General features: G+C 46.2%; 21 protein-coding genes. 7 read left to right on the top strand and 14 right to left on the bottom strand.

Features of this window, described 5'->3' with window-relative positions; genetic code table 11:
* Positions 1-15: 15 nt before the first annotated feature.
* The 5 genes from gudP to glnK all read right to left on the bottom strand — a co-directional run bounded on the left by gudP (position 16) and on the right by glnK (position 6,304).
* Positions 16-1,383 (bottom strand): glucarate transporter GudP, encoded by a 1,368-nt coding sequence (gudP, locus tag WA279_RS07745; protein ID WP_336154919.1) that lies wholly within the window; start codon positions 1,381-1,383, stop codon positions 16-18.
* 84 nt (positions 1,384-1,467) lie between these two features.
* Positions 1,468-2,934: an alpha-ketoglutaric semialdehyde dehydrogenase GucD gene (gene gucD / locus WA279_RS07740; protein ID WP_336154917.1), complete on the bottom strand. Its 1,467-nt coding sequence runs from the start codon at positions 2,932-2,934 to the stop codon at positions 1,468-1,470.
* Positions 2,935-2,963: 29 nt separating this feature from the next.
* A complete protein-coding gene (gene kdgD / locus WA279_RS07735) occupies positions 2,964-3,890 on the bottom strand; it encodes a 5-dehydro-4-deoxyglucarate dehydratase (RefSeq protein WP_336154915.1) in 927 nt (308 codons plus the stop codon).
* A 226-nt stretch (positions 3,891-4,116) separates the two neighbouring features.
* On the bottom strand, positions 4,117-5,061 hold the full coding sequence (gene glnL, locus WA279_RS07730; protein WP_326210756.1) for a glutamine utilization two-component system response regulator GlnL: 945 nt from the start codon (positions 5,059-5,061) through the stop codon (positions 4,117-4,119).
* Positions 5,062-5,071: 10 nt separating this feature from the next.
* Positions 5,072-6,304 (bottom strand): two-component system sensor histidine kinase GlnK, encoded by a 1,233-nt coding sequence (gene glnK / locus WA279_RS07725; protein ID WP_336155213.1) that lies wholly within the window; start codon positions 6,302-6,304, stop codon positions 5,072-5,074.
* Positions 6,305-6,605: 301 nt separating this feature from the next.
* On the opposite strand from glnK, the gene WA279_RS07720 reads away from it, so the two are divergent.
* The 4 genes from WA279_RS07720 to mmuP all read left to right on the top strand — a co-directional run bounded on the left by WA279_RS07720 (position 6,606) and on the right by mmuP (position 11,657).
* Complete coding sequence (locus WA279_RS07720; protein ID WP_128992359.1) at positions 6,606-7,589, top strand: glutaminase; 984 nt, start codon at positions 6,606-6,608, stop codon at positions 7,587-7,589.
* 22 nt (positions 7,590-7,611) lie between these two features.
* A complete protein-coding gene (locus tag WA279_RS07715; protein ID WP_251187316.1) occupies positions 7,612-9,048 on the top strand; it encodes an alanine/glycine:cation symporter family protein in 1,437 nt (478 codons plus the stop codon).
* A 128-nt stretch (positions 9,049-9,176) separates the two neighbouring features.
* The gene (gene mmuM, locus WA279_RS07710) at positions 9,177-10,124 is read left to right on the top strand and encodes a homocysteine S-methyltransferase (protein ID WP_336154911.1); all 948 of its coding nucleotides are present in this window, start codon (positions 9,177-9,179) and stop codon (positions 10,122-10,124) included.
* 120 nt (positions 10,125-10,244) lie between these two features.
* Positions 10,245-11,657, top strand: coding sequence for an S-methylmethionine permease (gene mmuP, locus WA279_RS07705; protein WP_251187318.1), 1,413 nt, complete (start codon positions 10,245-10,247; stop codon positions 11,655-11,657).
* A 36-nt stretch (positions 11,658-11,693) separates the two neighbouring features.
* Here the strand turns inward: mmuP and WA279_RS07700 are convergent, their stop codons facing one another.
* The 3 genes from WA279_RS07700 to gamR all read right to left on the bottom strand — a co-directional run bounded on the left by WA279_RS07700 (position 11,694) and on the right by gamR (position 13,988).
* Positions 11,694-12,764 (bottom strand): branched-chain amino acid aminotransferase, encoded by a 1,071-nt coding sequence (locus WA279_RS07700; RefSeq protein WP_336154910.1) that lies wholly within the window; start codon positions 12,762-12,764, stop codon positions 11,694-11,696.
* A 207-nt stretch (positions 12,765-12,971) separates the two neighbouring features.
* On the bottom strand, positions 12,972-13,247 hold the full coding sequence (locus tag WA279_RS07695) for a DUF1648 domain-containing protein (RefSeq protein WP_336154908.1): 276 nt from the start codon (positions 13,245-13,247) through the stop codon (positions 12,972-12,974).
* 33 nt (positions 13,248-13,280) lie between these two features.
* Entirely contained in the window at positions 13,281-13,988 is a 708-nt protein-coding gene (gene gamR, locus WA279_RS07690) for a transcriptional regulator GamR (RefSeq protein WP_003234841.1), read from the bottom strand.
* Positions 13,989-14,206: 218 nt separating this feature from the next.
* Between gamR and nagB the strand changes: the two genes are divergently transcribed.
* The 3 genes from nagB (at position 14,207) to gltP (ending at position 18,261) form a co-directional block, all read left to right on the top strand.
* Entirely contained in the window at positions 14,207-14,956 is a 750-nt protein-coding gene (nagB, locus tag WA279_RS07685; protein WP_336154906.1) for a glucosamine-6-phosphate deaminase, read from the top strand.
* Between the two features lie 20 nt (positions 14,957-14,976).
* On the top strand, positions 14,977-16,872 hold the full coding sequence (gene ptsG, locus WA279_RS07680; protein ID WP_144483739.1) for a glucose-specific PTS transporter subunit IIBC: 1,896 nt from the start codon (positions 14,977-14,979) through the stop codon (positions 16,870-16,872).
* Positions 16,873-17,016: 144 nt separating this feature from the next.
* Positions 17,017-18,261: a glutamate-aspartate/proton symporter GltP gene (gltP, locus tag WA279_RS07675; RefSeq protein WP_014478694.1), complete on the top strand. Its 1,245-nt coding sequence runs from the start codon at positions 17,017-17,019 to the stop codon at positions 18,259-18,261.
* 35 nt (positions 18,262-18,296) lie between these two features.
* Here the strand turns inward: gltP and trhO are convergent, their stop codons facing one another.
* The 6 genes from trhO to pssA form a co-directional block, all read right to left on the bottom strand.
* Positions 18,297-19,265 carry an oxygen-dependent tRNA uridine(34) hydroxylase TrhO gene (gene trhO / locus WA279_RS07670; protein ID WP_003246287.1) on the bottom strand — a complete coding sequence of 323 codons (969 nt, stop codon included), beginning with the start codon at positions 19,263-19,265 and terminating at the stop codon, positions 18,297-18,299.
* 248 nt (positions 19,266-19,513) lie between these two features.
* Complete coding sequence (locus WA279_RS07665) at positions 19,514-20,851, bottom strand: erythromycin esterase family protein (protein ID WP_336154903.1); 1,338 nt, start codon at positions 20,849-20,851, stop codon at positions 19,514-19,516.
* 104 nt (positions 20,852-20,955) lie between these two features.
* The gene (locus WA279_RS07660) at positions 20,956-21,234 is read right to left on the bottom strand and encodes a hypothetical protein (protein WP_336154901.1); all 279 of its coding nucleotides are present in this window, start codon (positions 21,232-21,234) and stop codon (positions 20,956-20,958) included.
* Positions 21,235-21,288: 54 nt separating this feature from the next.
* Positions 21,289-22,080, bottom strand: coding sequence for a phosphatidylserine decarboxylase (locus WA279_RS07655; RefSeq protein ID WP_160244326.1), 792 nt, complete (start codon positions 22,078-22,080; stop codon positions 21,289-21,291).
* Positions 22,073-22,561, bottom strand: a complete 489-nt coding sequence (locus WA279_RS07650; protein ID WP_003234861.1) for a DedA family protein — start codon at positions 22,559-22,561, stop codon at positions 22,073-22,075. The genes WA279_RS07655 and WA279_RS07650 overlap by 8 nt, the downstream gene beginning before the upstream one ends.
* Positions 22,552-23,085: a CDP-diacylglycerol--serine O-phosphatidyltransferase gene (gene pssA, locus WA279_RS07645; protein WP_038827915.1), complete on the bottom strand. Its 534-nt coding sequence runs from the start codon at positions 23,083-23,085 to the stop codon at positions 22,552-22,554. Before pssA ends, WA279_RS07650 begins: the two co-directional genes overlap by 10 nt.
* Between the last annotated feature and the right edge of the window lie 8 nt (positions 23,086-23,093).

Raw genomic sequence — 23,093 nt, 5'->3', positions numbered from 1 at the left:
GCGCTTTCATAAATATTAGACAGGCAACGATTGATCGGGGTCTTGTTCTTGTTTCTTTAACACGACCCGTTTGATCGGCCCGACCAGCAGCAAATAGCTGAGGATCGCCGCAATCGCGTTAGCGCCGACAAACACAAGCGCGCCATTGAAAGATCCAGTGGCATTGACAATGTATCCGATAATAATCGGTGTTGTAATTGAGGCAATATTCCCGAAAGTGTTGAACAAACCGCCGCTTAATCCTGCACATTCTTTCGGAGACGTGTCCGACACGACAGCCCAACCCAATGCGCCGAAGCCTTTTCCGAAAAACGCGAGCGACATAATGACAACGACGAGCCATGCTGAATCTGTGTAGTTGCAGACAATCATACTGCAAGACAGCAGCATGCCGGCAATGATTGGCACTTTTCTTGCAAAGGTCAGTGAACGGCCTTTTTTGAGTAAGATGTCTGACACAATGCCCCCAAGGACGCCGCCGGCAAATCCGCACAGCGCCGGCAGGGAAGCGACAAACCCAGCTTCAAGAATAGACATGCCGCGGGCCTGAACCAAATATACCGGAAACCATGTGAGAAAGAAATAGGTGAGAGTCGTAATACAGTATTGCGCGATGTACACACCAATCAGCATGCGGTTCGTTAACAGCTGTTTGATATAAGGCCATTTCGATTCTGTTTCTTGTTTGCTTTTACTGTCATCCATGGAAATCAGCCCGCCGCCCTGTTCGATGTACGCAAGCTCAGCTTCATTAACCTTTGGGTGTTTTTTCGGTTCATACACCGTTTTTAGCCAGATGACAGCCAGAACAATGCCCGCAATACCCATGACAACGAAGACGGAATGCCAGCCGAAAGAGTGGGTAAGCCAGCCCATTAAAGGAGAAAAAATGACGATTGCGAAGTATTGTGCTGAATTAAAAAAGGCTGAAGCTGTCCCGCGCTCGGAGCTTGGAAACCATGAGGCAACAACTCTGCCGTTTCCGGGAAATGAAGGCGCTTCTGATAAACCAACCAGAAAACGCAGTGCAAACAGCAGGATAATCGCTGTGCCGGCGGAGAAAAAGCCAATCGCCCCTTGCAGCAGCGTAAAAAACGACCAGAAAAAGATGCTTAACGCAATGATAGTCTTTGAACCAAAACGGTCCAGCAGCCAGCCGCCCGGAAGCTGTCCGATGACATAGGCCCAGCCAAAGGCAGAAAAGACATATCCCATGGCGACCGAGTCCAATCCCAAATCGTGCTGGACGGAATCTCCGGTGATGGAAAGCGTCGCTCGATCCGCGTAGTTAATAGAGGTCACAAGAAACAGCATAAACACGATGAACCAGCGCACGGACGTTTTTTTGCCCGCCGGTCTAACATTCGCAAAGTCTTTTTTCATAGTATCTTCTCCTTTTCAAAGTAGAGAATCATATGCTGGCTGTGATAAAGCCGGGAAAGAGACGCACGTCTCTTTCCAGCACCATTACGGCTTCACAAAAACGGTTTTGATCGCTGTGAAAAAGTCCTTCGCTGCCTCACCCTGTTCTCGGGAGTGGGAGCTCGACTGCTTCATGCCGCCAAAAGGCGCCTGCAGCTCAACACCTGCGCTTTCTGCATTGATCCGAACCAGTCCGGCATCGATTTCATCAATGAAAGAAAGCATTCGGCCGATGTTTTCCGTGAAGATGGATGCACTTAAACCGAACTTCACATCATTGGCGATGTTCAGCGCCTCCTCCATCGAGTCCACCTTGATCAAGGCGATCACCGGACCGAAAATTTCCTCCTGGGCAATTGTCATCTCAGATGTCACATTGTCAAAGATGGCAGGCTGAACATAATAGCCGTTTTGATACTTTCCGTTCTCCAGCTTTTCTCCTCCTACTAAAAGGGAAGCCCCCTCCTGTTTGCCTTTCTCAATGTATGACAGGCAGTTATCAAGCTGATTCTTGCTAGCAATCGGTCCCATCCAGACATCCTCTTTTAAGCTGTCTCCGATTGTAATATCTTTTGTGCGGTGGAGCAGTTTTTCTTTAAAGCGCTCGTAAATTCCGCTTTGTACGATGACACGGCTTGTCGCGGTGCATTTCTGGCCGGTTGAACGGAAGGCCCCCGTTATGACTGCTTCTGCCGCAGCTTCAAGGTCAGCATCATCAGCTACGATGACAGGGTTTTTGCCGCCCATCTCAAGCTGGTACTTGGCTCCCCTCGCTAAAGCGGCTTGCCCGATGATTTTTCCGACTTGATTCGAACCGGTAAACGTAACAGCGTTTACACCGTCATGCTCAGCAAGCCCCTGCCCGACAACAGAACCCGGGCCTGTCACCAAATTGATGACCCCTGCCGGGAGCCCCGCTTCCTCAAAGCAGGCAATGATCTTTGCGCATGTCACAGCTGTTTCTGTCGCCGGTTTGATGACAACGGTATTGCCGTATACCAATGCCGGCGCCATTTTCCAAATCGGAATCGCCACTGGGAAGTTCCACGGAGAAATCACGCCGACCACACCGAGCGGAACACGGGTGGTAAACATGAGCGCGTCTTTGTCAGTAGACGGAATGACGTCACCCGTTTTTCGCATGCCCTCTCCGGCATAATAGCGCAGAATGGCAATCCCCCGGGCTGTTTCTCCCTTCGCTTCCGGCAATGTTTTACCCATTTCACGCGTTGCACAGGCGGCGATTTCCTCCAAGCGCTGCTCCATGATATCCGCTGTTTTGTATAAGTATTGGCCGCGCTCGGCACCCGTCAGCTTTCTCCAAGCCGTTTTGGCTTCATTGGCGGCGGCGACGGCACGTTCCACATCTTCAGCCGTTGAATTCTGTACATATCCGACAATATCATTCACATCGGCAGGGTTTTCGACCTTGACCATATCGCCTGATTGAGACTTAACCCACTCTCCGTTAATAAAGTTGAGGTACGTGTTTTGTTCCGTGATCACAGACATGCCCATTGCCCCTTTCGTGTTTTTTCTGGTCAAACCGTCGCGGCTTTTTTCGGAAAACGGTCAGCCGCCTGCTTCAAAATTGCTTCCAATTGCTGATAATGATCTTTTTCAACCGGGCCGACAGGCGGTCTGGCTGTATTCCTTACATTCAAACCCATGATTTCCATACCGGCTTTAATCAAGGATACGGCGTAGCCTTTCCGTTGTTTGCGAATGTCGTTGATCGGCAGAATCACATGCCGATAGAGTTCCTTCACAAGCTCGTCATTTCCGTTTTTCAATGCATCATAGAACATTCGCGAAATATGCGGGATATAATTTGAAATCGCTGAAGAGTAAGAGTGGAACCCGATCGGCAGATAAACCGGCATCGTCACTTCAGCCATCGGCATTCCGTTGAGCCATCCCAAGCGGTCGCCGATCGTATAGACGAGGTTGATATTCAAATCCATATTTCCTACCCCGTCTTTGACACCGACAAGCTGTTCACATTCGGTCAGACGTTTGATCTGTTCAACAGAGAGAACTGCGTTATCGCGCTGATAAAGAATCGCGTTCAAGTCAGTGCTTTCAATAATCGTTTTCGCGTACTGGTACAGCCCCTCCTGTTCGCCATGCACCAAATACGGAGGCAGGATCAAGTAGCCGTCGGCGCCTTTTTTCTCCGACAGCTGCGCCCATTCAAGCGCTGTGCTGAGGTTGCCGCCCACCCCCGTGTAGACCGGCACCTTTCCTCCGGCTGCCGAGACTGCGACTTCCACCATTTGCTCATATTCCTTCTGGCTGAGAGATTGGAATTCACCAGACCCGCAAGCAATAAATATCGCTTCCAAGCCCTCATTCAGCAAAAACTCAATGTTTTGAAAAAGAGCTTCTTCCTCCAGTTTTCCTTGTGTGTTAAAAGGAGCAACCGGAAAACCTAAAATTCCAGCGGGTGCTTTTCTGATACGGCTCATCAACATAACCTCCTGTTATTTGGGTATACAGCCTCTATCTGTAAGCGCTTTTATTGATTTTTCTTCCACATCCGCTCCTTCCCATATATCCTTTTGTTTAATTGTAAGACAAATAAACAATAAGTCAATATCTATATTTTCTGATATTTTATAAAAAAGCGGAAAATCACTGTCCGGCCGGAATTCTGCGCAGCAAAAAAACAGCCTGGTCAGCCGGCTGTTTGGTTTATATCCTTCTTTGTTTCATCGTCTCATGCAAAAGCTTTGCTTCTAAAAAAAACACGTGGATGAATTTTTTCATATTTATTCTAGCAGGTGCAAGGGGTTTTGCATCCTTGGATTGGAGTTCTTTCATTTTCTGGCTGACAACCGGAAAATCAAAGAATTTCGATGCATAGGTTTCAAATTTTGGATTCGAAAAATCAGTTGTGCCCAGTGAAGCAAAATGGTGCAGCGAATGAATAATCGCTCTGCGGATACGCTGCTCCGAGGCTTTCATTTCGCGATTGACTTCCGTCTGTGAGGCTCCTGCTCCCAGCTTCCGTACCGCTACTTGGGTGAATATTTGTTTTAGCGAAGGGCTTTGTTTTTCGTGCGGCTCGGATTGCTCGTGTTCTGCTAAATACTGCAGGACCGCCATGAGATCATGTGCGCCGCCTTCTCCCATCATGCCCAGCTCGGACAACAGGAATGTTCCTGCCTCTTTTAAACCGCTGTCACTCTTCTGCTGGGGACGCGCTTTCCGTTCAGTCCGATTGACAAGCCGGCTTAGAGAATGCTGAATGGCTCCAATCGAGTGTTCAAGCTCGATCCGCTCCTTCACCTTTTGGAGAACCGTGACAATTTCAATGCGGTTAATCGGCTTATGGATAAAATATTCGATGCCGAGCGAGTACGCTTCCCCGACCATTTCCTTCGCCTCCACTTGAGAGATCATTACGATTTTGCCGGAGTACGTATTCTGGATCTGACGAATCGTCTCAATGCCGTCTCTTCCGGGCATTAACAGATCGATTAATAAAATATCAATCTGCTTAAATTGCAGCATATGCCCTTCCACTTGGCTTCCGTCGTCTGCTTCACCAACAGCTTCCCCGAGATCTTCGTCCTCAATAATCTGCCTTAAAATTGACCGCACCGCACGGTCATCATCTGCAATAAAAAAACGCATAGCTTTCGGTTCACCCTTTCTGAATCAAATGCCGGACAGGCAGCCTGATGGCAAACACCACTCCCCGCTGCTGATTATCAAACGTGATATCCCCTTCTAGCTCTGTCACGATTTCCTTTACGTAGGAAAGTCCGATACCTGTAGAAGGCGTGCCAAATTCGTCATATTTTGAAGTAAAGCCCGGGTCAAACACAATGTCTCCGATTTTCTCGGAAATCCCGGGGCCATTGTCTTCCACCTGGAATTCTACCATACTCTCATTTGGCTTACGGAGCCTCAGGCTGACCATTCCCTCTTCATCCATAGCCTCTACCGCATTTGCTGTTAGATTATTAATGATCGAAAGCACGATAAATACGTGATATTCGTCATGCTCTCCCTCGATCGAGCAGTAAAAATCAATCTGCTTCCCTAGTGCTTCAGCGTACTTTTCATTCATTCGAATCACGAGCTGCAGCAAATCAGAAGCCCTCATATAATCTCTCAAACTCTCATTCGAAATCAGTTTTGAAAGCCCTGCGAATATCCGCTGGTTGTCCTTTTTCACTTCATGAATCTCTCCGGCCAGTCTCAGGATTCTGCCGCTCAGCTGAACATCCTTGCCCTTCATTTCCCGATAGAGCTGATACGAATCGTTTGTCACTTTCTCTGTCGTTTTCAATGTCTTTTTTAGGTGCACCGTTTCCTCATATAAATTGGAAACGATCATCAGCATGTGCTCGTGCTGCTGCCTTGTCTGTTTTTCTCTCGATTGTGTTTCATACAGCTTCAGCACACTATAAAAGCTCATCACAATAAATGTGTGAGAAATCGCAATCACCGCAATGTCAGTGATTTTCTCAGGCGTGACAACCGTATGAAAAATGAGAAATTGCACAGCCAGCTCGACAAAATCTGACACAACTTCAATCATAAACCCAATGAAACCGAGCATAATCGGCCGTTCACGGAAACGATTGGCCTTTAATATGGAAAACAGACAGGCGTAAGTCATATAAAAGAAAAAGCCAGACGCTTGATCATACAGAATCGGAGTCAGTCCATTGTGTCCTCCGCCCCATAATTCCAGAAAGACGCGAAAGATGAAAACAGCCGCTCCAGTCAGAAAACCCGGCAGCACAGCGGGCACTTGCCGCAACAGCGATAAAAAGAAGAAAAAAACCGGTGCCCCAAAGCTGACCCGGAATTCTTCATTGAGGGGATAAAATTTCAGTTCACCGGCCAGCGGCACCGTTATCAGCATGAGGGCCAGTATATATCCGTCTTTTTCAATAAACCGTTCCAGTTTTATGTTGATCACATCCTCGCTTTTTATTTTGGGGAATCGGGAGAAAACCTGCAAATTGCTTTTGACCCAGAACATGAGGTTTTTATAAATCTTACTGCTTATTTTCAAAATGTTTTTGTCGTATTTTGTATGATTCCGTAGTCTCCATTATACAGTAATTATACCTTCCGCTATTATGAAAGCGTTTAACGCCCCTTTAGCCTTCGTTTTGATACACCTCAGTCCTTTAAGAAAAAAATCAGTGAGGAGGAATTCGATGAAAGAATTGATAAAAGAGCACCAGAAAGACATAAACACGGCGTTACAGCTTCATGATTGGGTTGAATACTATCGCCCTTTTGCCGCCAATGGACAAAGCGCAAACTATATCCCCGCTTTAGGAAAAGTCAATGATTCACAGCTCGGCATCTGTGTATTGGAGCCTGATGGAACGATGATACACGCCGGCGACTGGAACGTCTCTTTTACCCTGCAAAGCATTTCAAAAGTGATTAGCTTTATTGCCGCCTGCATGAGCCGCGGCATTCCCTATGTGCTGGACCGCGTAGATGTCGAGCCGACAGGCGACGCCTTTAATTCAATCATTCGGCTCGAAATCAACAAGCCGGGAAAGCCCTTCAATCCCATGATCAATGCGGGGGCCCTCACCATCGCTTCGATTCTTCCCGGAGAATCGGCATACGAAAAGCTCGAGTTTCTTTACTCGGTGATGGAAACTTTGATAGGAAAACGGCCGAGAATTCATGAGGAAGTATTCCGTTCTGAATGGGAAACCGCCCACCGCAACAGAGCGCTGGCCTACTATTTAAAAGAAACAAACTTTTTAGAAGCTGAAGTAGAAGAAACACTTGAGGTGTACTTGAAGCAATGCGCTATGGAGAGCACCACAGAAGACATTGCGTTGATCGGCCTGATCCTTGCTCATGACGGGTATCATCCGATTCGACGCGAGCAGGTGATTCCAAAAGATGTGGCAAAATTGGCCAAGGCATTAATGCTGACGTGCGGCATGTACAACGCTTCAGGCAAATATGCGGCGTTTGTCGGCGTGCCTGCCAAAAGCGGCGTCTCCGGCGGCATCATGGCGCTGGTGCCCCCAAGCGCTAGAAGAGAACAGCCTTTTCAATCCGGATGCGGCATCGGCATTTACGGGCCTGCCATTGATGAATACGGCAACAGCCTCACTGGCGGTATGCTGCTGAAGCATATGGCGCAGGAGTGGGAGCTCAGCATTTTTTAAACATGAAAAAAGAGGTGATTGTATGCAGCAAATCCTGGAACATATCGTCGGTATTGCAAATGATCTTTTGTGGTCAAAGCTATTAATTGTTTTGCTCCTTTCTCTGGGAATCTATTTTACGTTCAGGCTTAAGTTTTTACAGGTTCGCATGCTGAAAGAAATGGTCAGGGTATTAAGAGAAGGTGCTGCTTCCCGGTCGAAAAACACCATTTCTCCGTTTCAAGCCTTTTGCATCAGCATGGCAGCCCGTGTCGGAACGGGAAATATTACGGGCATTGCTATCGCCATTGCACTCGGCGGGCCCGGTGCAATTTTCTGGATGTGGATTATCGCCATTATCGGATCAGCATCCAGCTTTGTGGAAAGCACACTGGCTCAGATTTATAAAGTAAAAGATATAAACGGCTTCCGCGGCGGGCCGGCTTATTACATGGAAAAAGGGCTGAACAAAAGGTGGATGGGCGCGCTGTTCGCTGTGTTAATCACCTTATCGTTCGGTATCGTCTTCAACTCGGTTCAATCCAATACAGTCAGCCTTGCCTTTGAAAACGCGTTTGGCACAAACCGCCTGACATTGGGACTCATTTTAATTGCTGTATTCGGCACGATTATTTTTGGCGGAGTCAAGCGCATTGCAAAGCTGGCTGAATCCATTGTCGTCGTATTGGCTGTCCTGTATATCGGAGTTGCGTTTTTCGTCATTTTCTCCAACATTACGCAGCTGCCAGGTGTGCTTGCGCTAATCGTGAAAAATGCGTTTGGTTTTGACCAGGCCGCCGGCGGGGCTTTGGGCGCGGCACTCATGCAAGGCGTCAGACGGGGAATCTTTTCAAACGAAGCGGGAATGGGAAGCGCACCGAATGCCGCTGCCACCGCCACAACAAGCCATCCCGTCAAACAGGGGCTGATCCAAGCTTTTGGTGTACTGACAGATACACTGGTCATTTGTACAAGCACTGCCTTTATCATCCTGTTTTCGGATGCTTATCATACTCCGGGTCTGAGCGGAATCGCCTTGACACAAGCCTCCCTCAGCTCCCATGTCGGATCATGGGCATCAGGCTTTCTCGCCATTCTGATTTTGTTATTCGGATTCTGTGCTCTAATTGGAAACTATTATTATGGCGAAACCAATATCGGCTTTTTGAACAAAAGCAAAAAACTGATTTTTGTCTACCGTATCGGCGTGCTGGCAATGATCGTGTTTGGCTGTGTTGCCAAAGTCCAGCTCGTCTGGGATCTTGCTGATTTGTTCATGGGTTTGATGGTCGTCGTGAATTTAATCGCGATTTTCTTACTATCAAAAGTTGTTTTTACGGCGCTGAAAGACTATACACGCCAGAAAAAAGCAGGCAAAGATCCGGTCTTTTATAAAGATGTGCTCAAAAACCACAATGGCATTGAGTGCTGGCCGGTTTCAGACACAAAGACTGACACGCACAACAAACAAATATCATAAGAAAAGGGTGTTCAGACATATGGGCTGAACACCTTTCTCTTTTTGCGTTTATTGACAAACACGTAAACCTCCATTACGATTTTCATATCTTTTTCAAAAAAATCTGAAAGAAGGCATCGGTACATTCTATGAATCCTATCCAACACATACTAGATACATACCCGCTTATTGTGCTAGACGGCGCCATGGCGACCGAGCTTGAACGCAAGGGCTGTGATTTGAATGACAGTCTGTGGTCGGCAAAAATCCTGATGGAAGAGCCGGAGCTGATTAAACAAGTTCATACTGATTATTTCGCGGCAGGCGCCGATTGTGCAATCACTGCCAGCTATCAGTCTACATTTGAAGGCTTTGCCGCACGCGGGCTGAGCGAAGCGGAAGCACGCCGGCTCATCGAGTTGTCCGTCAGCATCGCAGCTGAAGCACGTGATGAATTTTGGTCGCTTGAAGAGAACCGTTTGAATCGGCCAAAACCGATCATTGCGGCTTCTATAGGCCCTTATGGCGCTTATCTTGCAGACGGGTCTGAGTATCGCGGCAACTACGCAATATCAGAAGATGAACTGATTGAATTTCATCGCCCCCGGATGAAGGCGCTGATTGAAGCCGGAGCTGATGTTTTGGCATGCGAAACGATTCCGTGTCTGACTGAAGCCAAAGCGATTGTTCGGCTGTTGAAGGAATTTCCTGAAACGTATGCATGGATCAGCTTCAGCGCTAAAGACGGCCTGCATATCAGTGACGGAACACCTGCAGCTGACTGCGCATCATGGCTTGATGAACACCGCCAAATTGCAGCGCTCGGCATCAACTGCACGCCGCTTCAGCATATCCCTTCCTTGATAGAGGAGTTAAAAAAGAACACGTCAAAACCGATCATTGTCTACCCGAATTCAGGTGAGCAATATGATCCGGAAACAAAAACGTGGAACGGCGCAGCATGCGCAGAATCTTACGGGGCGAGCGCCCGCACCTGGCATGAAAAAGGGGCGAGGCTGATTGGCGGCTGCTGCCGGACAAAACCCGAAGATATTCAAGAAATTGCGGCTTGGGCCCGCTCTTTAAAAACAACTTGACTTATCGGAATAGTTTGTATATTCTAACTTAAAGCCGGTTCGCCGGAGTCTCGTGTCACTTCCTGACATGAGATTTTTTATTAGGAAGGAAATAAATCGCCGATAGAAAGTTGGAAAAAGATGAACTCTGCCCACAACAAGAATGAGACAACCTTTCAGAGAAGTATGAAAAGCCGGCACCTCTTTATGCTTTCCTTGGGAGGTGTCATCGGAACCGGGCTGTTTTTAAGCTCAGGTTATACCATTCAGCAAGCAGGCCCGGCTGGAACGATACTCGCCTACTTAGTCGGTGCCGGCATCGTCTATCTGGTCATGCTATGCCTCGGTGAGCTGTCAGTCGCCATGCCTGTGACCGGCGCCTTTCACACCTATGCAGCCAAATACATAGGGCCGGGCACCGGATTTACGGTCGCTTGGCTATACTGGCTGACATGGACCGTGGCATTGGGATCAGAATTCACAGCAGCCGGCCTGTTAATGCAGCGCTGGTTCCCCCATACATCGGTTTGGATGTGGAGTGCCGTCTTTGCGCTGTTCATTTTCTTGCTTAACGCATTTTCGGTCAAGTTTTTCGCTGAATCAGAATTTTGGTTTTCCAGCATCAAAGTATTAGCCATTGTATTATTTATTCTTTTAGGCGGCTCTGCCATGTTCGGCATCATCCCGATCAAAGGCGGAGAAGCCGCTCCGATGCTGTCCAACTTCATGGCGGAAGGCGGGCTTTTCCCAAATGGATTTGTCCCGATTTTGATGACGATGCTGTCCGTCAATTTTGCCTTTTCGGGAACGGAACTAATCGGAATCGCAGCCGGTGAAAGCGTTGATCCTGACAAGACGATACCAAAAGCGATTAAAACAACGGTCTGGCGTCTCTCACTCTTCTTTGTCGGAACAATTTTTGTGCTGTCAGGGCTGATTCCGATTCAAGATGCAGGTGTCATCAAAAGCCCGTTTGTCGCTGTCTTTGACAGAGTCGGTGTACCATACGCAGCCGATATCATGAACTTTGTTATCCTGACAGCGATCCTGTCAGCGGCTAATTCCGGACTCTACGCTTCTTCCCGGATGCTGTGGTCTTTATCAAAAGAAAAAACGCTTCATCCGACATTTGCAAAGCTGACGTCAAAAGGAACCCCTTTTAACGCGCTGGTGTTCAGCATGATCGGCGGCATTCTGTCGTTGCTGTCCAGCGTATTTGCGCCAGACACTGTATACGTTGTGCTCGTGTCGATTTCCGGTTTTGCTGTCGTTGTCGTGTGGATGGGTATCGCTGCTTCTCAATTCATGTTCAGAAAACGTTATATCGAAGCGGGAAACAAGGTTACTGATTTGAAATACAGAACCCCTTTGTATCCGTTCGTGCCGATTGCCGCGTTCCTGTTATGCCTGGCTTCCGTTGTTGGCATTGCCTTTGATCCGAATCAAAGAATCGCACTCTATTGCGGTGTTCCGTTTATGGCCATTTGCTATGCAATGTATTATGTAAAGAACCGCAAAAGCCAGCCGAATGCTGATATGACTCATTCAAAATAAAAAGAACCTGCCTTCGGGCAGGTTCTTTTTCGATTTTCACACTTCCACTGTCCAGTTAAACGGGCCTTTCACCTTTCCAAGCTGAATATCTGTTATCGTTTCATACAGCTTTTTTGATAGCTCCCCGATTTGCCCTTCGCCTACAATCACCGTTTTTCCATGAATGTTGAGTTCACCTACAGGCGTAACGACGGCTGCCGTGCCTGTGCCGAAGACCTCTGTCAATTCTCCGCGTGCAGAGGCCGCATACACCTCATCAATCGATATTCTCTCTTCACGAACCGGAATGCCCCAGCTTCGAATCAGTTCAATCGCAGACGCACGTGTAACCCCGCTTAAAATGCTTCCGCTTAAAGCAGGTGTGACAGCTTCCCCGTTTATGACGAAAAAGATGTTCATGCTCCCTACTTCTTCCACATATTTCTTTTCAATGGCGTCCAGCCACAGCACCTGGTCATAGCCCAGCTCATTCGCTTTCCGCTGTGCCTGAAGACTGGCGGCATAGTTCCCAGCCGTTTTTGCAAATCCGACTCCGCCGTTGACCGCCCGCACATACTCATCTTCGACATAGATTCTAACCGGCTTCAGCTGATCGTCGCCATAATAGGAGCCGACAGGCGAAAGCACGATCATAAATGTATAGCTCCTGGATGCCTTCACACCGAGACTCGGTTCTGTGGCAATGACAAAAGGACGAATATACAGTGACGTTCCTTTTTTCTTTGGAACCCAATCTTTCTCCAGCTCAACTAATTGTGTCAATGCCTCAAGCACCAGCTCTTCGTCTAAAGGGGGCATGCTCATGCGCTCACACGATCTGTTCAGCCGTTTGATATTTTGATCCGGACGGAACAGGAGCACCCTGCCATCCTCTGTTCTGTATGCTTTTAATCCTTCAAAAACAGCCTGGCCGTAATGAAAAACAGATGAAGACGGATCGAGCGTAAGCGGTGCGTACGGTGCAATTCTTGGATGATGCCATCCAATTCCCTCTTCGTAGTCCATCACAAACATATAATCTGTAAAATATTGTCCAAACCCCAAGGAAGACGGGTCGGGCTTTTCCTTATAATATACAGTTTTTTCTCGTTCGATAAGCTTATTCAATCTAATCAGCACACCTTTCATATAATTGTTTAAATATTCAGTCTTTTTAAGGCTGCAAAAAACATACAGCCCTTCCTTTCATGATACGCCGCTTCACACCTATAAATTTCAGAATATTCTTTAGGATCATCAGCTATTATACACCACATTCATTGTCAGATGAAGCTGAAATTAAAGAAAACAGCCAGTTTTATCTGGCTGTTTGATTTAGATCGCTAAACAAAGGACGACAATGTGGCAAATCAGCAAAATATACACTGCGAATACAAATTGCCAATTGATCTTCCGCGCCCATGCAAACACCACCATCAAAACAGGCAGCATCACAGTCCCCGCCAGCTTGTTAACCGTCAGATCCGGACTGTTCGCAACATCATAATGAATCGGCATCTGCGTCGGCAGAAAAGGGTAAAATACAATTGAAAAGATGAATGCAGCAATCACTGCTCCCCACAGCACTTTTCCATTCGTAAATAAAAACATAGAACCACCATTCCCTTCTTAAAACACATTGCTTTATGAATGATATGACTGTTCTACGGTGAATTTCGTTCGGTCTCCCCGGGTAATAATTTGCGCATATTCCACCACTTCTTCATTTTTATCATAGGTAAGGGATTCTGATAAAAACGCAGGCGCTCCGACATTGGTTAATAAGTGGCCGCTGATCGTTTCATCCGTTAAAATCGGTTCGATCGATTCCGTGCCCCTGCTGATTTCAATATTGTATTTTGTCCTTAACAATTCAAACAGCGAGCCGGTGCATTCTTCCTGCGCCAGCCCCGGTGCCGCCTTCCAGGGAATATATGAGGTATGATACTGCAAAGGTTCCCCCTCGGCGTATCTGACTCTGACAAGCTTGTTGACAGGTTCATTCTCTTTCATTTTCAAAAGCTCGGCAATGGAGTGATCGGCAGGAATCACAACAAGCTCAAGCACTTTTGATTCAGAACGAAGGCCTCTCATTTGTTCTGCAAAGCTCGTAATCTTATGCGGAATCGGCGTTTGTATTTTTGCCGCCGATACAAATGTCCCTTTTCCTTGAATTCTTTTAATATATCCCTCAAGCTCCAGCTGCTGAAGGGCCAGTCTCACAGTTGTTCTGCTGACATCATATTGTTCGCAAAACTCACTCTCCGTCGGCAGCTGATCATTCGCCTGATATTTGCCCGATTTAATTAACTCAATGATTTTAAACTTGATAACAGAATATAAAGCTGTCATTTCATTCTCCCCATTCTGTATGCAATCCGTGCTTTTTGATTGAGACCATAATACCATTTGCCATCCCAATATGAAAGATTTGTATCCTTCTTTTATAACAAATTTTCAGAAATTAATATTGACAGTTTGATAAGGGCGGTGCTAAATTCGTAATGACAAGTATTATAAATTGGTCATAACAAATATGGTGCTTGTCTATCTCTTTGAGGGGGTGTCACATGAAGATTCTGATCGCCGAGCACTACGAAGAACTCTGTAAGTTAAGCGCTGCCATTATTAAAGAACAAATGCAAGCTAAGAGAAATGCCGTTCTCGGCCTGGCAACAGGAAGCACACCGGTCGGCTTGTATAAGCAGTTGATTTCAGACTATCAGGCAGGCGAAATTGATTTTTCAAAGGTTACTACATTTAATTTGGATGAATACGCTGGTCTCTCTCCATCTCATCCGCAAAGTTATAACCATTTTATGCATGAGCATCTTTTTCAGCATATCAATATGCAGCCTGATCATATTCATATCCCGCAAGGAGACAATCCGCAGCTTGAGGCGGAATGCAAAGTATACGAGGATCTCATCCGCCAAGCGGGAGGCATTGATGTCCAGATTCTCGGCATCGGCGCCAATGGCCATATCGGTTTCAATGAACCGGGATCTGATTTTGAAGACCGGACACGTGTTGTGAAGCTCTCGGAAAGCACGATACAGGCAAATGCCAGATTTTTCGGCGGTGATCCGGTGCTGGTGCCGAGACTCGCGATTTCAATGGGCATTAAAACCATCATGGAATTCAGCAAACATATTGTGCTTTTAGCAAGCGGCGAGGAAAAAGCAGACGCCATTCAAAAGATGGCTGAAGGTCCTGTCACGACAGAAGTACCAGCCTCCATTCTTCAAAAACACAATCATGTAACCGTTATCGCCGATTATAAAGCAGCTCAAAAATTAAAGAGTGCATCATTCTCATAACACAATAAAAGGAGACTGTCATGTTTAAAAAGGCATTTCAAATTCTGCAGCAGCTTGGCCGCGCGTTGATGACTCCGGTTGCCGTCCTGCCGGCAGCAGGTCTTTTGCTCCGTTTCGGAGACAAGGATTTACTGAACATTCCTATTATAAAGGATGCGGGCGGCGTTGTATTCGATAATCTCCCGCTGATTTTCGCCGTGGGGGTCGCGATCGGATTAGCCGGCGGAGAAGGTGTAGCCGGACTTGCCGCTGTCATCGGATACTTAATTTTAACCGTCACCCTCGACAATATGGGAAAATTACTCGGCCTTCAGCCTCCGTATGAAGGAGCCGAGCACCTGATTGATATGGGGGTTTTCGGAGGAATCATTATCGGGCTTCTCGCCGCCTATTTATATAAGCGGTTTTCATCAATCGAGCTGCATCCGGTCCTTGGATTTTTCTCTGGAAAACGCTTTGTCCCAATTATTACTTCCGTCAGTTCATTGGTGATCGGTGTCATTTTCTCATTCGTTTGGCCGCTGATCCAAAACGGAATTAACGCAGCCAGCAGTTTAATTGCCGATTCAACAGTCGGACTGTTCTTTTATGCAACGATCTATCGTTTGCTGATTCCTTTTGGCCTGCATCATATTTTTTATACGCCTTTCTATTTTATGATGGGAGAATACACAGACCCGTCAACAGGCAACACCGTAACCGGCGACCTGACAAGGTTTTTCGCGGGAGACCCGACAGCCGGGCGCTTTATGATGGGGGATTTCCCTTACATGATTTTCTGTCTGCCGGCCGTTGCTCTTGCCATTATCCATACCGCGCGTCCGGAAAAGAAAAAAATGATCTCCGGCGTGATGATTTCTGCGGCACTCACATCTATGCTGACCGGAATTACAGAGCCGGTTGAGTTTTCTTTCTTGTTCGTTGCGCCCGTGCTCTATTTGATTAACTCTATTCTTGCCGGCGTCATCTTTGTCGTTTGTGATTTATTCCATGTCCGCCACGGCTATACGTTCTCAGGCGGCGGGATTGACTACGTCTTGAACTACGGACTGTCAACAAACGGCTGGGTTGTCATTCCTGTCGGGATCGTGTTTGCTTTCATTTATTATTATTTGTTCCGATTTGCGATTCTGAAATGGAATTTGAAAACGCCCGGCCGTGAGACAGATGAAGACGGTCAGAATGAGGAGAAAGCTCCAGTTGCAAAAGACCAGCTTGCCTTTCACGTGCTGCAGGCCTTGGGCGGACAGCAAAATATCGCTAACCTGGATGCATGTATCACAAGGCTTCGTGTGACCGTTCATCAGCCAAGCCAAGTCAGCAAGGATGAATTAAAACGGCTTGGTGCAGTAGGTGTGCTGGAGGTCAACAACAACTTCCAAGCAATATTCGGAACCAAGTCCGATGCCTTAAAAGACGACATCAAAACAATCATGGCCGGAGGCGTCCCTTCCACCGCCGCCGCGCTGGACACGGTAACTGACAAACCGCAGAAGCCCGATTCCGGTGAGACCTTTATTTATCCGATTAAAGGAGAAACAGTCTCTTTAGGGGATGTGCCTGATCAAGTCTTTTCAGAAAAAATGATGGGCGAGGGATTTGCGATTATTCCATCAGAAGGAAAAGTCGTTGCACCTGCGGACGGCGAGATCGTCTCGATCTTTCCAACAAAACACGCCATCGGCTTTATGAGCGCCGGAGGCACTGAAATCCTGATTCATGTCGGCATCGATACCGTCAAACTGAATGGGGAAGGCTTTGAAGCACATGTCACAAGCGGACAAGCCGTCAAACAAGGCGAACTGCTTCTCACCTTTGATCTCAATTACATCAAGCAGCATGCCGCTTCAGCCATAACACCGGTTATTTTCACAAATACCTCTGAAGAAGATCTAAAGCACATTCAAATGAAGTAAAAAAGTCCCCCCTGCGGTGGGGGACTTTTTCGCCAACATAATGAAAGCGCTATCAAAATAAAATAACTTGAAAAAAGGTGTTTGCATTTGAATCACGAATGATATGAATATGCCTACATTCTATCGTTCTAAAGGGGGATTCATTTGAAAAAATTAATCGCGTTTCAAATTTTAATCGCTTTGGCTGTCGGCGCGGTGATCGGCCACTTTTTTCCTGATTTCGGGATGGCACTGAGGCCTGTCGGAGATGGATTTATCCGCCTGATTAAAATGATTGTTGTGCCGATTGTATTTTCTACCATTGTCATTGGAGCCGCAGGAAGCGGAAGCATGAAAAAAATGGGCAGTCTCGGCATCAAGACGATCATTTGGTTCGAAGTGATTACAACGTTGGTATTAGGGCTTGGACTTTTATTAGCGAATGTCTTAAAACCAGGTGTCGGGCTTGACCTCTCCCATTTGGCAAAAAAAGATATTCATGAACTTTCCGGCTACACAGACAAAGTTGTTGATTTCAAGCAAATGGTCCTGGATATCATCCCTACAAACATTATTGATGTCATGGCCAGAAATGATTTGCTTGCCGTTATTTTCTTCGCCATTTTATTTGGTGTCGCCGCAGCTGGTATCGGCAAAGCTTCTGAACCAGTAATGAAGTTTTTTGAATCTACAGCTCAGATTATGTTCAAGCTCACACAAATCGTCATGGTCACTGCTCCTATCGGCGTGTTAGCCCTGATGGCTGCTTCTGTAGGCCAATATGGCATTGAACTCCTCCTCCCTATGTTTAAGCTGGTTGGCACCGTATTCCTTGGCCTGTTCCTGATCCTCTTTGTCCTCTTTCCGCTTGTCGGTCTCATCTTTCAGATTAAGTATTTCGAAGTATTGAAAATGATATGGGATCTGTTTTTAATTGCATTTTCCACCACCAGCACTGAAACCATTCTCCCTCAGCTGATGGATAGAATGGAGAAATACGGCTGTCCCAAACGAGTGGTATCATTTGTCGTTCCCTCCGGCTTGTCATTGAACTGTGACGGCTCCAGCTTATATTTATCGGTTTCTTGTATCTTTCTCGCACAGGCCTTTCAAGTAGACATGACATTGTCCCAGCAGCTGCTCATGATGCTTGTGCTTGTGATGACCAGTAAAGGCATTGCAGCTGTACCCTCAGGATCGCTTGTAGTTCTTCTGGCGACTGCCAATGCTGTAGGACTGCCGGCTGAAGGCGTTGCCATTATCGCGGGTGTTGACCGCGTCATGGACATGGCGAGAACAGGCGTGAACGTACCGGGACATGCGATCGCCTGTATCGTGGTATCAAAATGGGAAAAGGCCTTCCGCCAAAAAGAATGGGTTTCCGCAAACAGCCAAACCGAAAGCATATAGAAAAAAGAACACCTCAATCCGAGGTGTTCTTTTTATTATTCAGCAGCAGCGTGATCTTCTGTTTCAATCGCTGCCAGTCTTGCGTTTACTTCTTCTTCTGTCATATTATGCTCTTTCACATACAGGTTTCTTGGGTTCGTGCGGCATTCGTGGCTGCAGCTGCGCATATATTTATACTCATTTTCCGGTGTGCATATCATTTTTTTATTGCAAGATGGATTTGCGCAGTTCACATACCGCTCACACGGTTCTCCTGTAAAGTAGTCCTTGCCGACAATCACATGCTCAACACGGTTGACAGGCACGCTGATTCTTTCATCAAATACGTAGCACTGGCCGTCCCAAAGCTTGCCTTGCACTTCAGGATCTTTTCCGTATGTCACGATTCCGCCGTCAAGCTGTGCTACATCTTCAAAGCCTTGCTTCACCAGCCATCCTGAAAACTTTTCACAGCGCACGCCGCCTGTACAGTACGTTAAAATCTTTTTGCCTTCAAGCATATCTTTGTGTTCTTCAATCCATTCAGGTAATTCGCGGAAGGCTTCGATGTCAGGACGGACCGCACCTCTGAAATGGCCAAGGTCATACTCGTAATCGTTACGCGCGTCGATGACAATTGTGTTTGGATCCTGCATCTTCTCATAAAATTCTGCAGGCTTCAAATGCTGGCCTGTTGTTTCGTTCGGATCGACATCATCTTCAAGACGAAGCGTTACAAGCTCTTTTTTATGGCGGACGAAGATTTTTTTGAAGGCATGGCCTTCTGCTTCATCAATTTTAAATACCATGTCCGCAAAACGAGGATCAGCTTTCATTGTTTCCATATATTTTTCAGTCTGTTCAACCGTACCTGATACCGTACCGTTAATTCCTTCAGAAGAAACAAGGATACGGCCTAACAAACCAAGCTCCTTACAAAAAGCCAGATGCTGCTCTCTAAACGCCTCTGGATCTTCAATCGGAACATATTTATAGTAAAGTAATACTCTGTATTGTTTTTCCATGTTTTAAACACCCTGTTCAATTATAGTTAGTTGCTATGCACACTCTTACTATATCATACAGGAAAATGCCGCAAAGATGAACAGATCCGCCCAGACTGATAAAAATATCCAAGCTCTTACAAACCTAAGCGGCACAAGGGTTTCTCACAGTAGACAAGTATTTTCCATTCATTTACTAATCAATGTAGTTATCTGAAAACTATCAAACAAAAGGTGCACTCCGCCTGTTATAGCACAGGGGACACCGCTCACTTGATGACTGACGGCGTGATATGCTCCAGCCAAATGACACCATCATATTGTTCCTTCAGGATCATCTGCTCTTCCATGTACCCCCAATAGAGCGCAGTCCGCGGGGTATACATCCACGAAGTGCCTTTCTTGTTTTTTGTATGGAGAAAATCAACAAAAACAGCCGGTCGGTCTGCCGCTTTCAGCAAAGCTTCAAGACTTCCAGACGGCGGCGGGCTTGTAACCGGCATAACCGTCTTATTATCAGAACTATCCAGACTTGCACCTGAGTAAGCATAAATGCCAATCGTATATGTTTGTTTTTTCAGCCGCTCCGGCAAATAATCACCCATGTTAGGGCCGTTTAGCTGTACCCAGTCCTTTATCATCTTCGTATTCTGTTTGCGTAGATGGTAATTGTGGCCCCAGACAATGATTTTCTTTTTCGGATAAAGGGTGTCGGCTACCCACTGAAATTGTTCAGCCATCATGCGGTCTCTCATAAAAAATGAAAAATCCTCAATATTCTCCGGATACTCCTCTAGTTTTTCTTTCATTTCTTCCAGCATATACGTTTCCATCACGTCAATTCTCAGCTGAAGAGAATGCATAAACATCTCAAAAGCTTTCGGCTCTTTTGGAAGGTTTTCTTTTAGCTCTGAAGCATGTATTTTAGTGAACTTGATCAGCTTCTGATAGTTTTTCACAAGCTTTTCCTTCTTTTTCGAAAATTCATCAAACGTATTGCTGTCTGTCACTAATGTTGAAAAATCATTTTCTGATTGGGAGAGCAACTCTGCTTTCTCAGAGTCCACCGGTTTTACCCATTGAGTCGCAGCATCCTTGAATGAATTCTTCATGCTTTGAATATCAAAACCGGTAAGGATCAGCGGATCGCCTTTCTCTTTTTGCTCTTTCATGTAATCAAACAATTCAACGACATCTTCTGTGTGCCATACAGCGTAAATGGAGTTTTTCATCGTGCTTTTAGGGGTTAATTGGTCGATATTAAGGTAGGATGCATTTGTATCAGGGAAGCCAGACTCAAAGGCCAATACATCGTATCCCAGCTCTTCGTGGAGATATTTGATCATTCTGACCTTTGTGGCATTCATTTCGCCAGCGCCGTGTGTGGTTTCTCCTAACTGAACGATTCGTTTTCCCTTCAGCACCTTCTTTAGAAAGCGAAGGTCTTTGTTTGAAGCATTGGAAGCATCCAGCGGCTGTGCATGTCGTTCAATCCATGAACCCCAATATTTTTCTTCAGAAGCAGCACGGGCAGAGGCTGAAAAAGAAGAAAACGCCAGACAAACGATCAGCAGCGGCAGGGTCATTCTCACTATCATTCGTTTCAATTCTATCTCTCCTTTTCTGCTAGGTTCTCTAGTCATTACGAGATAGATATAGAAAAAGTTTCCTTTTCCTGCCAACAAAAAAAGCTTCTCTGTTGAAAGAAGCTTTAGCTGGATTCTCTCATCACCTGATGAAAGTAAAACCGATACGTATTTCGTAAAAATGTCTCAACCGGAAGCTGCACATCCGCTTGGTATTTGCTGATGATGAATGGAAACCGCTCGATTCCTTTTTCGCGCAAATTGTTCGCTTGTTCATTATCTATTGCCTTCTCTTGCAAAACCGCTTCAACGATCGGCCAGCACACTTCTCGCACTTGCCGCAGGACGGCTTCATCTCCGGTGTTCTGATAATCTGTAATCCAGCTGATGATTTGTTTCTCCATAAGTCTCACCTTTCTTCAAAAAAAGAGGCGCTGCGTTTATGCAAGCTCCTCTTTTTACTCTTCATAACCTATCAGTTCTCCGACTTGAACTTCTTGGCCTTCTGCTAAATGGGCGGACGGCTGGAACGCGTCTTTTTCAAAAATCAAAATGACGGTTGACCCGAATGAAAAGTATCCCAGCTCCTCGCCGATCTCCAATTCAGCACGGGTATTCGTCTGCACGATAGAATTAATATTCATCGCGCCGACAGGAATCATCAGGACATTTCGGCTGCCGCTATTCAGCTCGTACACAAACCGGTAATTTTTCGACAGCACATCTTTCCCGTATTTTAAGCCTAATTGATTTACCGGGTATGAGCGATTTCCGAGCTCGGCCAGCTTTTGATACCTGCAGCTGATCGGAGAATGGAAACGGTGATAATGCCTCGGGCTTAGATACAGCACGACGAAGTAACCGCCATTGTATTGATGGTCTGCGCTTTTACAGCCGGTCAGCTCAGCGAATGAGTAATCTTTTCCCTTCACCGTAAAGGTTTGATTCGGGTTGATGATTCCTACCGTCTGAACCACACCGTCAACAGGGCTGACCACCGCATGCGCCTCTTTTGACACAGGGCGCCGCTCCAGATTTATTTGTCGAATAAACAATTCAGACAGCGATCCGTAATCAGCAGCCGTACCGTCCACATCATCCCAATTCAGCCGAAAATGTTTTGAGAAAAGCGGAATGACCGGTTTGCTGATTTTTGACTCGCAAAATCCTTTAATCAGATAGGATGACAGACGATGATTCGTCAGCTCTATCAATGATCGATACAGAATCTTTACAGCCGTATTAAACATGAATAATCCCTATAACCCTTCCGATTGTAATAAAAACAAAGCACCATAAAAAGGCGCCGATTGCCGCAAACGCAACATACGTTTTCAGATCCATTTTGCCGATCCCCGAAAAGTAGCACGTCACATGTCTGACGCCAGGAATAAAATAACCTAAAATTAGAGAATATGGACCGTATTTCTTCATCCATTTTTCTACTTTCATCATTCTTTTTTCTTTTAAGCCGACCCACTTGCCGTACTTGTCGATAAACGGGCGTCCAGCTTTTCTGCCAATCATGTAGCTGATCAGCATACCTAACAAAGCCCCGACAAAACTGATCAATATCGAAAGCTCATAATTCAATACATCGGTATGCGTGAAATAGCCAACAACGGTCATCATCACTTCATCTGGAATCGGCAATCCTACAATTCCTAATACCAGCATCAAAAAAATAGCGAGATAACCGTAATCCGCTATGAGCTGCTGAACTAATTCCATCTCCCAGACTCCAGGTTTTCTGCCGCATGTTTTTTAAAATGAGGGAATTTTATTTTACTCACCATCAAATATGAAAGTCCGCAAGTGCCGATTGCCAGAAGGATCGGGTTATAGGTGAAGCTTAAAATAACGAGACACATGCCCGCAAACGGAATCGGCATACCGATAAACGTCGGGAGCTTGCTTTGTTCAATGTTAAATTTAGAGAGGCGAAGCATTCCGCAAATGCTGTACGTCAATGCGCATAAGATCCCGATAAATGGCAGGGTATACAACGCGACACTGTAAGCAAGCATAGCAGGAGCCACCCCAAACGTAACCAGATCGGCAAACGAATCCAGTTCTCTCCCCATATCAGAAACGGCATTCAGCTTACGAGCAGCCATCCCGTCAAAGAAATCAAGGAACATGCCTGTAAAAATAAAAAGCACTGCTGAATGAATGTTGTGATATAGCAAGGAATGAATCGCCAGCAATCCACAAATGAAGTTTCCTATCGTAATCATACAGGGGATGTAATTCACAGTGTAAC

Source organism: Bacillus sp. 204(2023) (assembly GCF_037027505.1).
GTDB classification, from domain to species: Bacteria; Bacillota; Bacilli; order Bacillales; family Bacillaceae; genus Bacillus; species Bacillus subtilis.
This window is presented reverse-complemented; position numbering and strand designations above follow the sequence as displayed.

Coding starts and splice junctions, on each gene's coding strand:
- WA279_RS07715 (WP_251187316.1), top strand. CDS start 7,612: ATGCAGCAAATCCTGGAACATATCGTCGGTATTGCAAATGATCTTTTG.
- WA279_RS07720 (WP_128992359.1), top strand. CDS start 6,606: ATGAAAGAATTGATAAAAGAGCACCAGAAAGACATAAACACGGCGTTA.
- WA279_RS07650 (WP_003234861.1), bottom strand. CDS start 22,561: ATGGAATTAGTTCAGCAGCTCATAGCGGATTACGGTTATCTCGCTATT.
- WA279_RS07660 (WP_336154901.1), bottom strand. CDS start 21,234: ATGGAGAAACAAATCATCAGCTGGATTACAGATTATCAGAACACCGGA.
- WA279_RS07655 (WP_160244326.1), bottom strand. CDS start 22,080: ATGTTTAATACGGCTGTAAAGATTCTGTATCGATCATTGATAGAGCTG.
- glnK (WP_336155213.1), bottom strand. CDS start 6,304: ATGCTGATAACGGTGCCGCTGGCCGGTGAACTGAAATTTTATCCCCTC.
- WA279_RS07695 (WP_336154908.1), bottom strand. CDS start 13,247: ATGTTTTTATTTACGAATGGAAAAGTGCTGTGGGGAGCAGTGATTGCT.
- nagB (WP_336154906.1), top strand. CDS start 14,207: ATGAAGATTCTGATCGCCGAGCACTACGAAGAACTCTGTAAGTTAAGC.
- ptsG (WP_144483739.1), top strand. CDS start 14,977: ATGTTTAAAAAGGCATTTCAAATTCTGCAGCAGCTTGGCCGCGCGTTG.
- glnL (WP_326210756.1), bottom strand. CDS start 5,061: ATGCGTTTTTTTATTGCAGATGATGACCGTGCGGTGCGGTCAATTTTA.
- gudP (WP_336154919.1), bottom strand. CDS start 1,383: ATGAAAAAAGACTTTGCGAATGTTAGACCGGCGGGCAAAAAAACGTCC.
- mmuM (WP_336154911.1), top strand. CDS start 9,177: ATGAATCCTATCCAACACATACTAGATACATACCCGCTTATTGTGCTA.
- gucD (WP_336154917.1), bottom strand. CDS start 2,934: ATGTCTGTGATCACGGAACAAAACACGTACCTCAACTTTATTAACGGA.
- mmuP (WP_251187318.1), top strand. CDS start 10,245: ATGAACTCTGCCCACAACAAGAATGAGACAACCTTTCAGAGAAGTATG.
- gamR (WP_003234841.1), bottom strand. CDS start 13,988: ATGACAGCTTTATATTCTGTTATCAAGTTTAAAATCATTGAGTTAATT.
- kdgD (WP_336154915.1), bottom strand. CDS start 3,890: ATGAGCCGTATCAGAAAAGCACCCGCTGGAATTTTAGGTTTTCCGGTT.
- trhO (WP_003246287.1), bottom strand. CDS start 19,265: ATGGAAAAACAATACAGAGTATTACTTTACTATAAATATGTTCCGATT.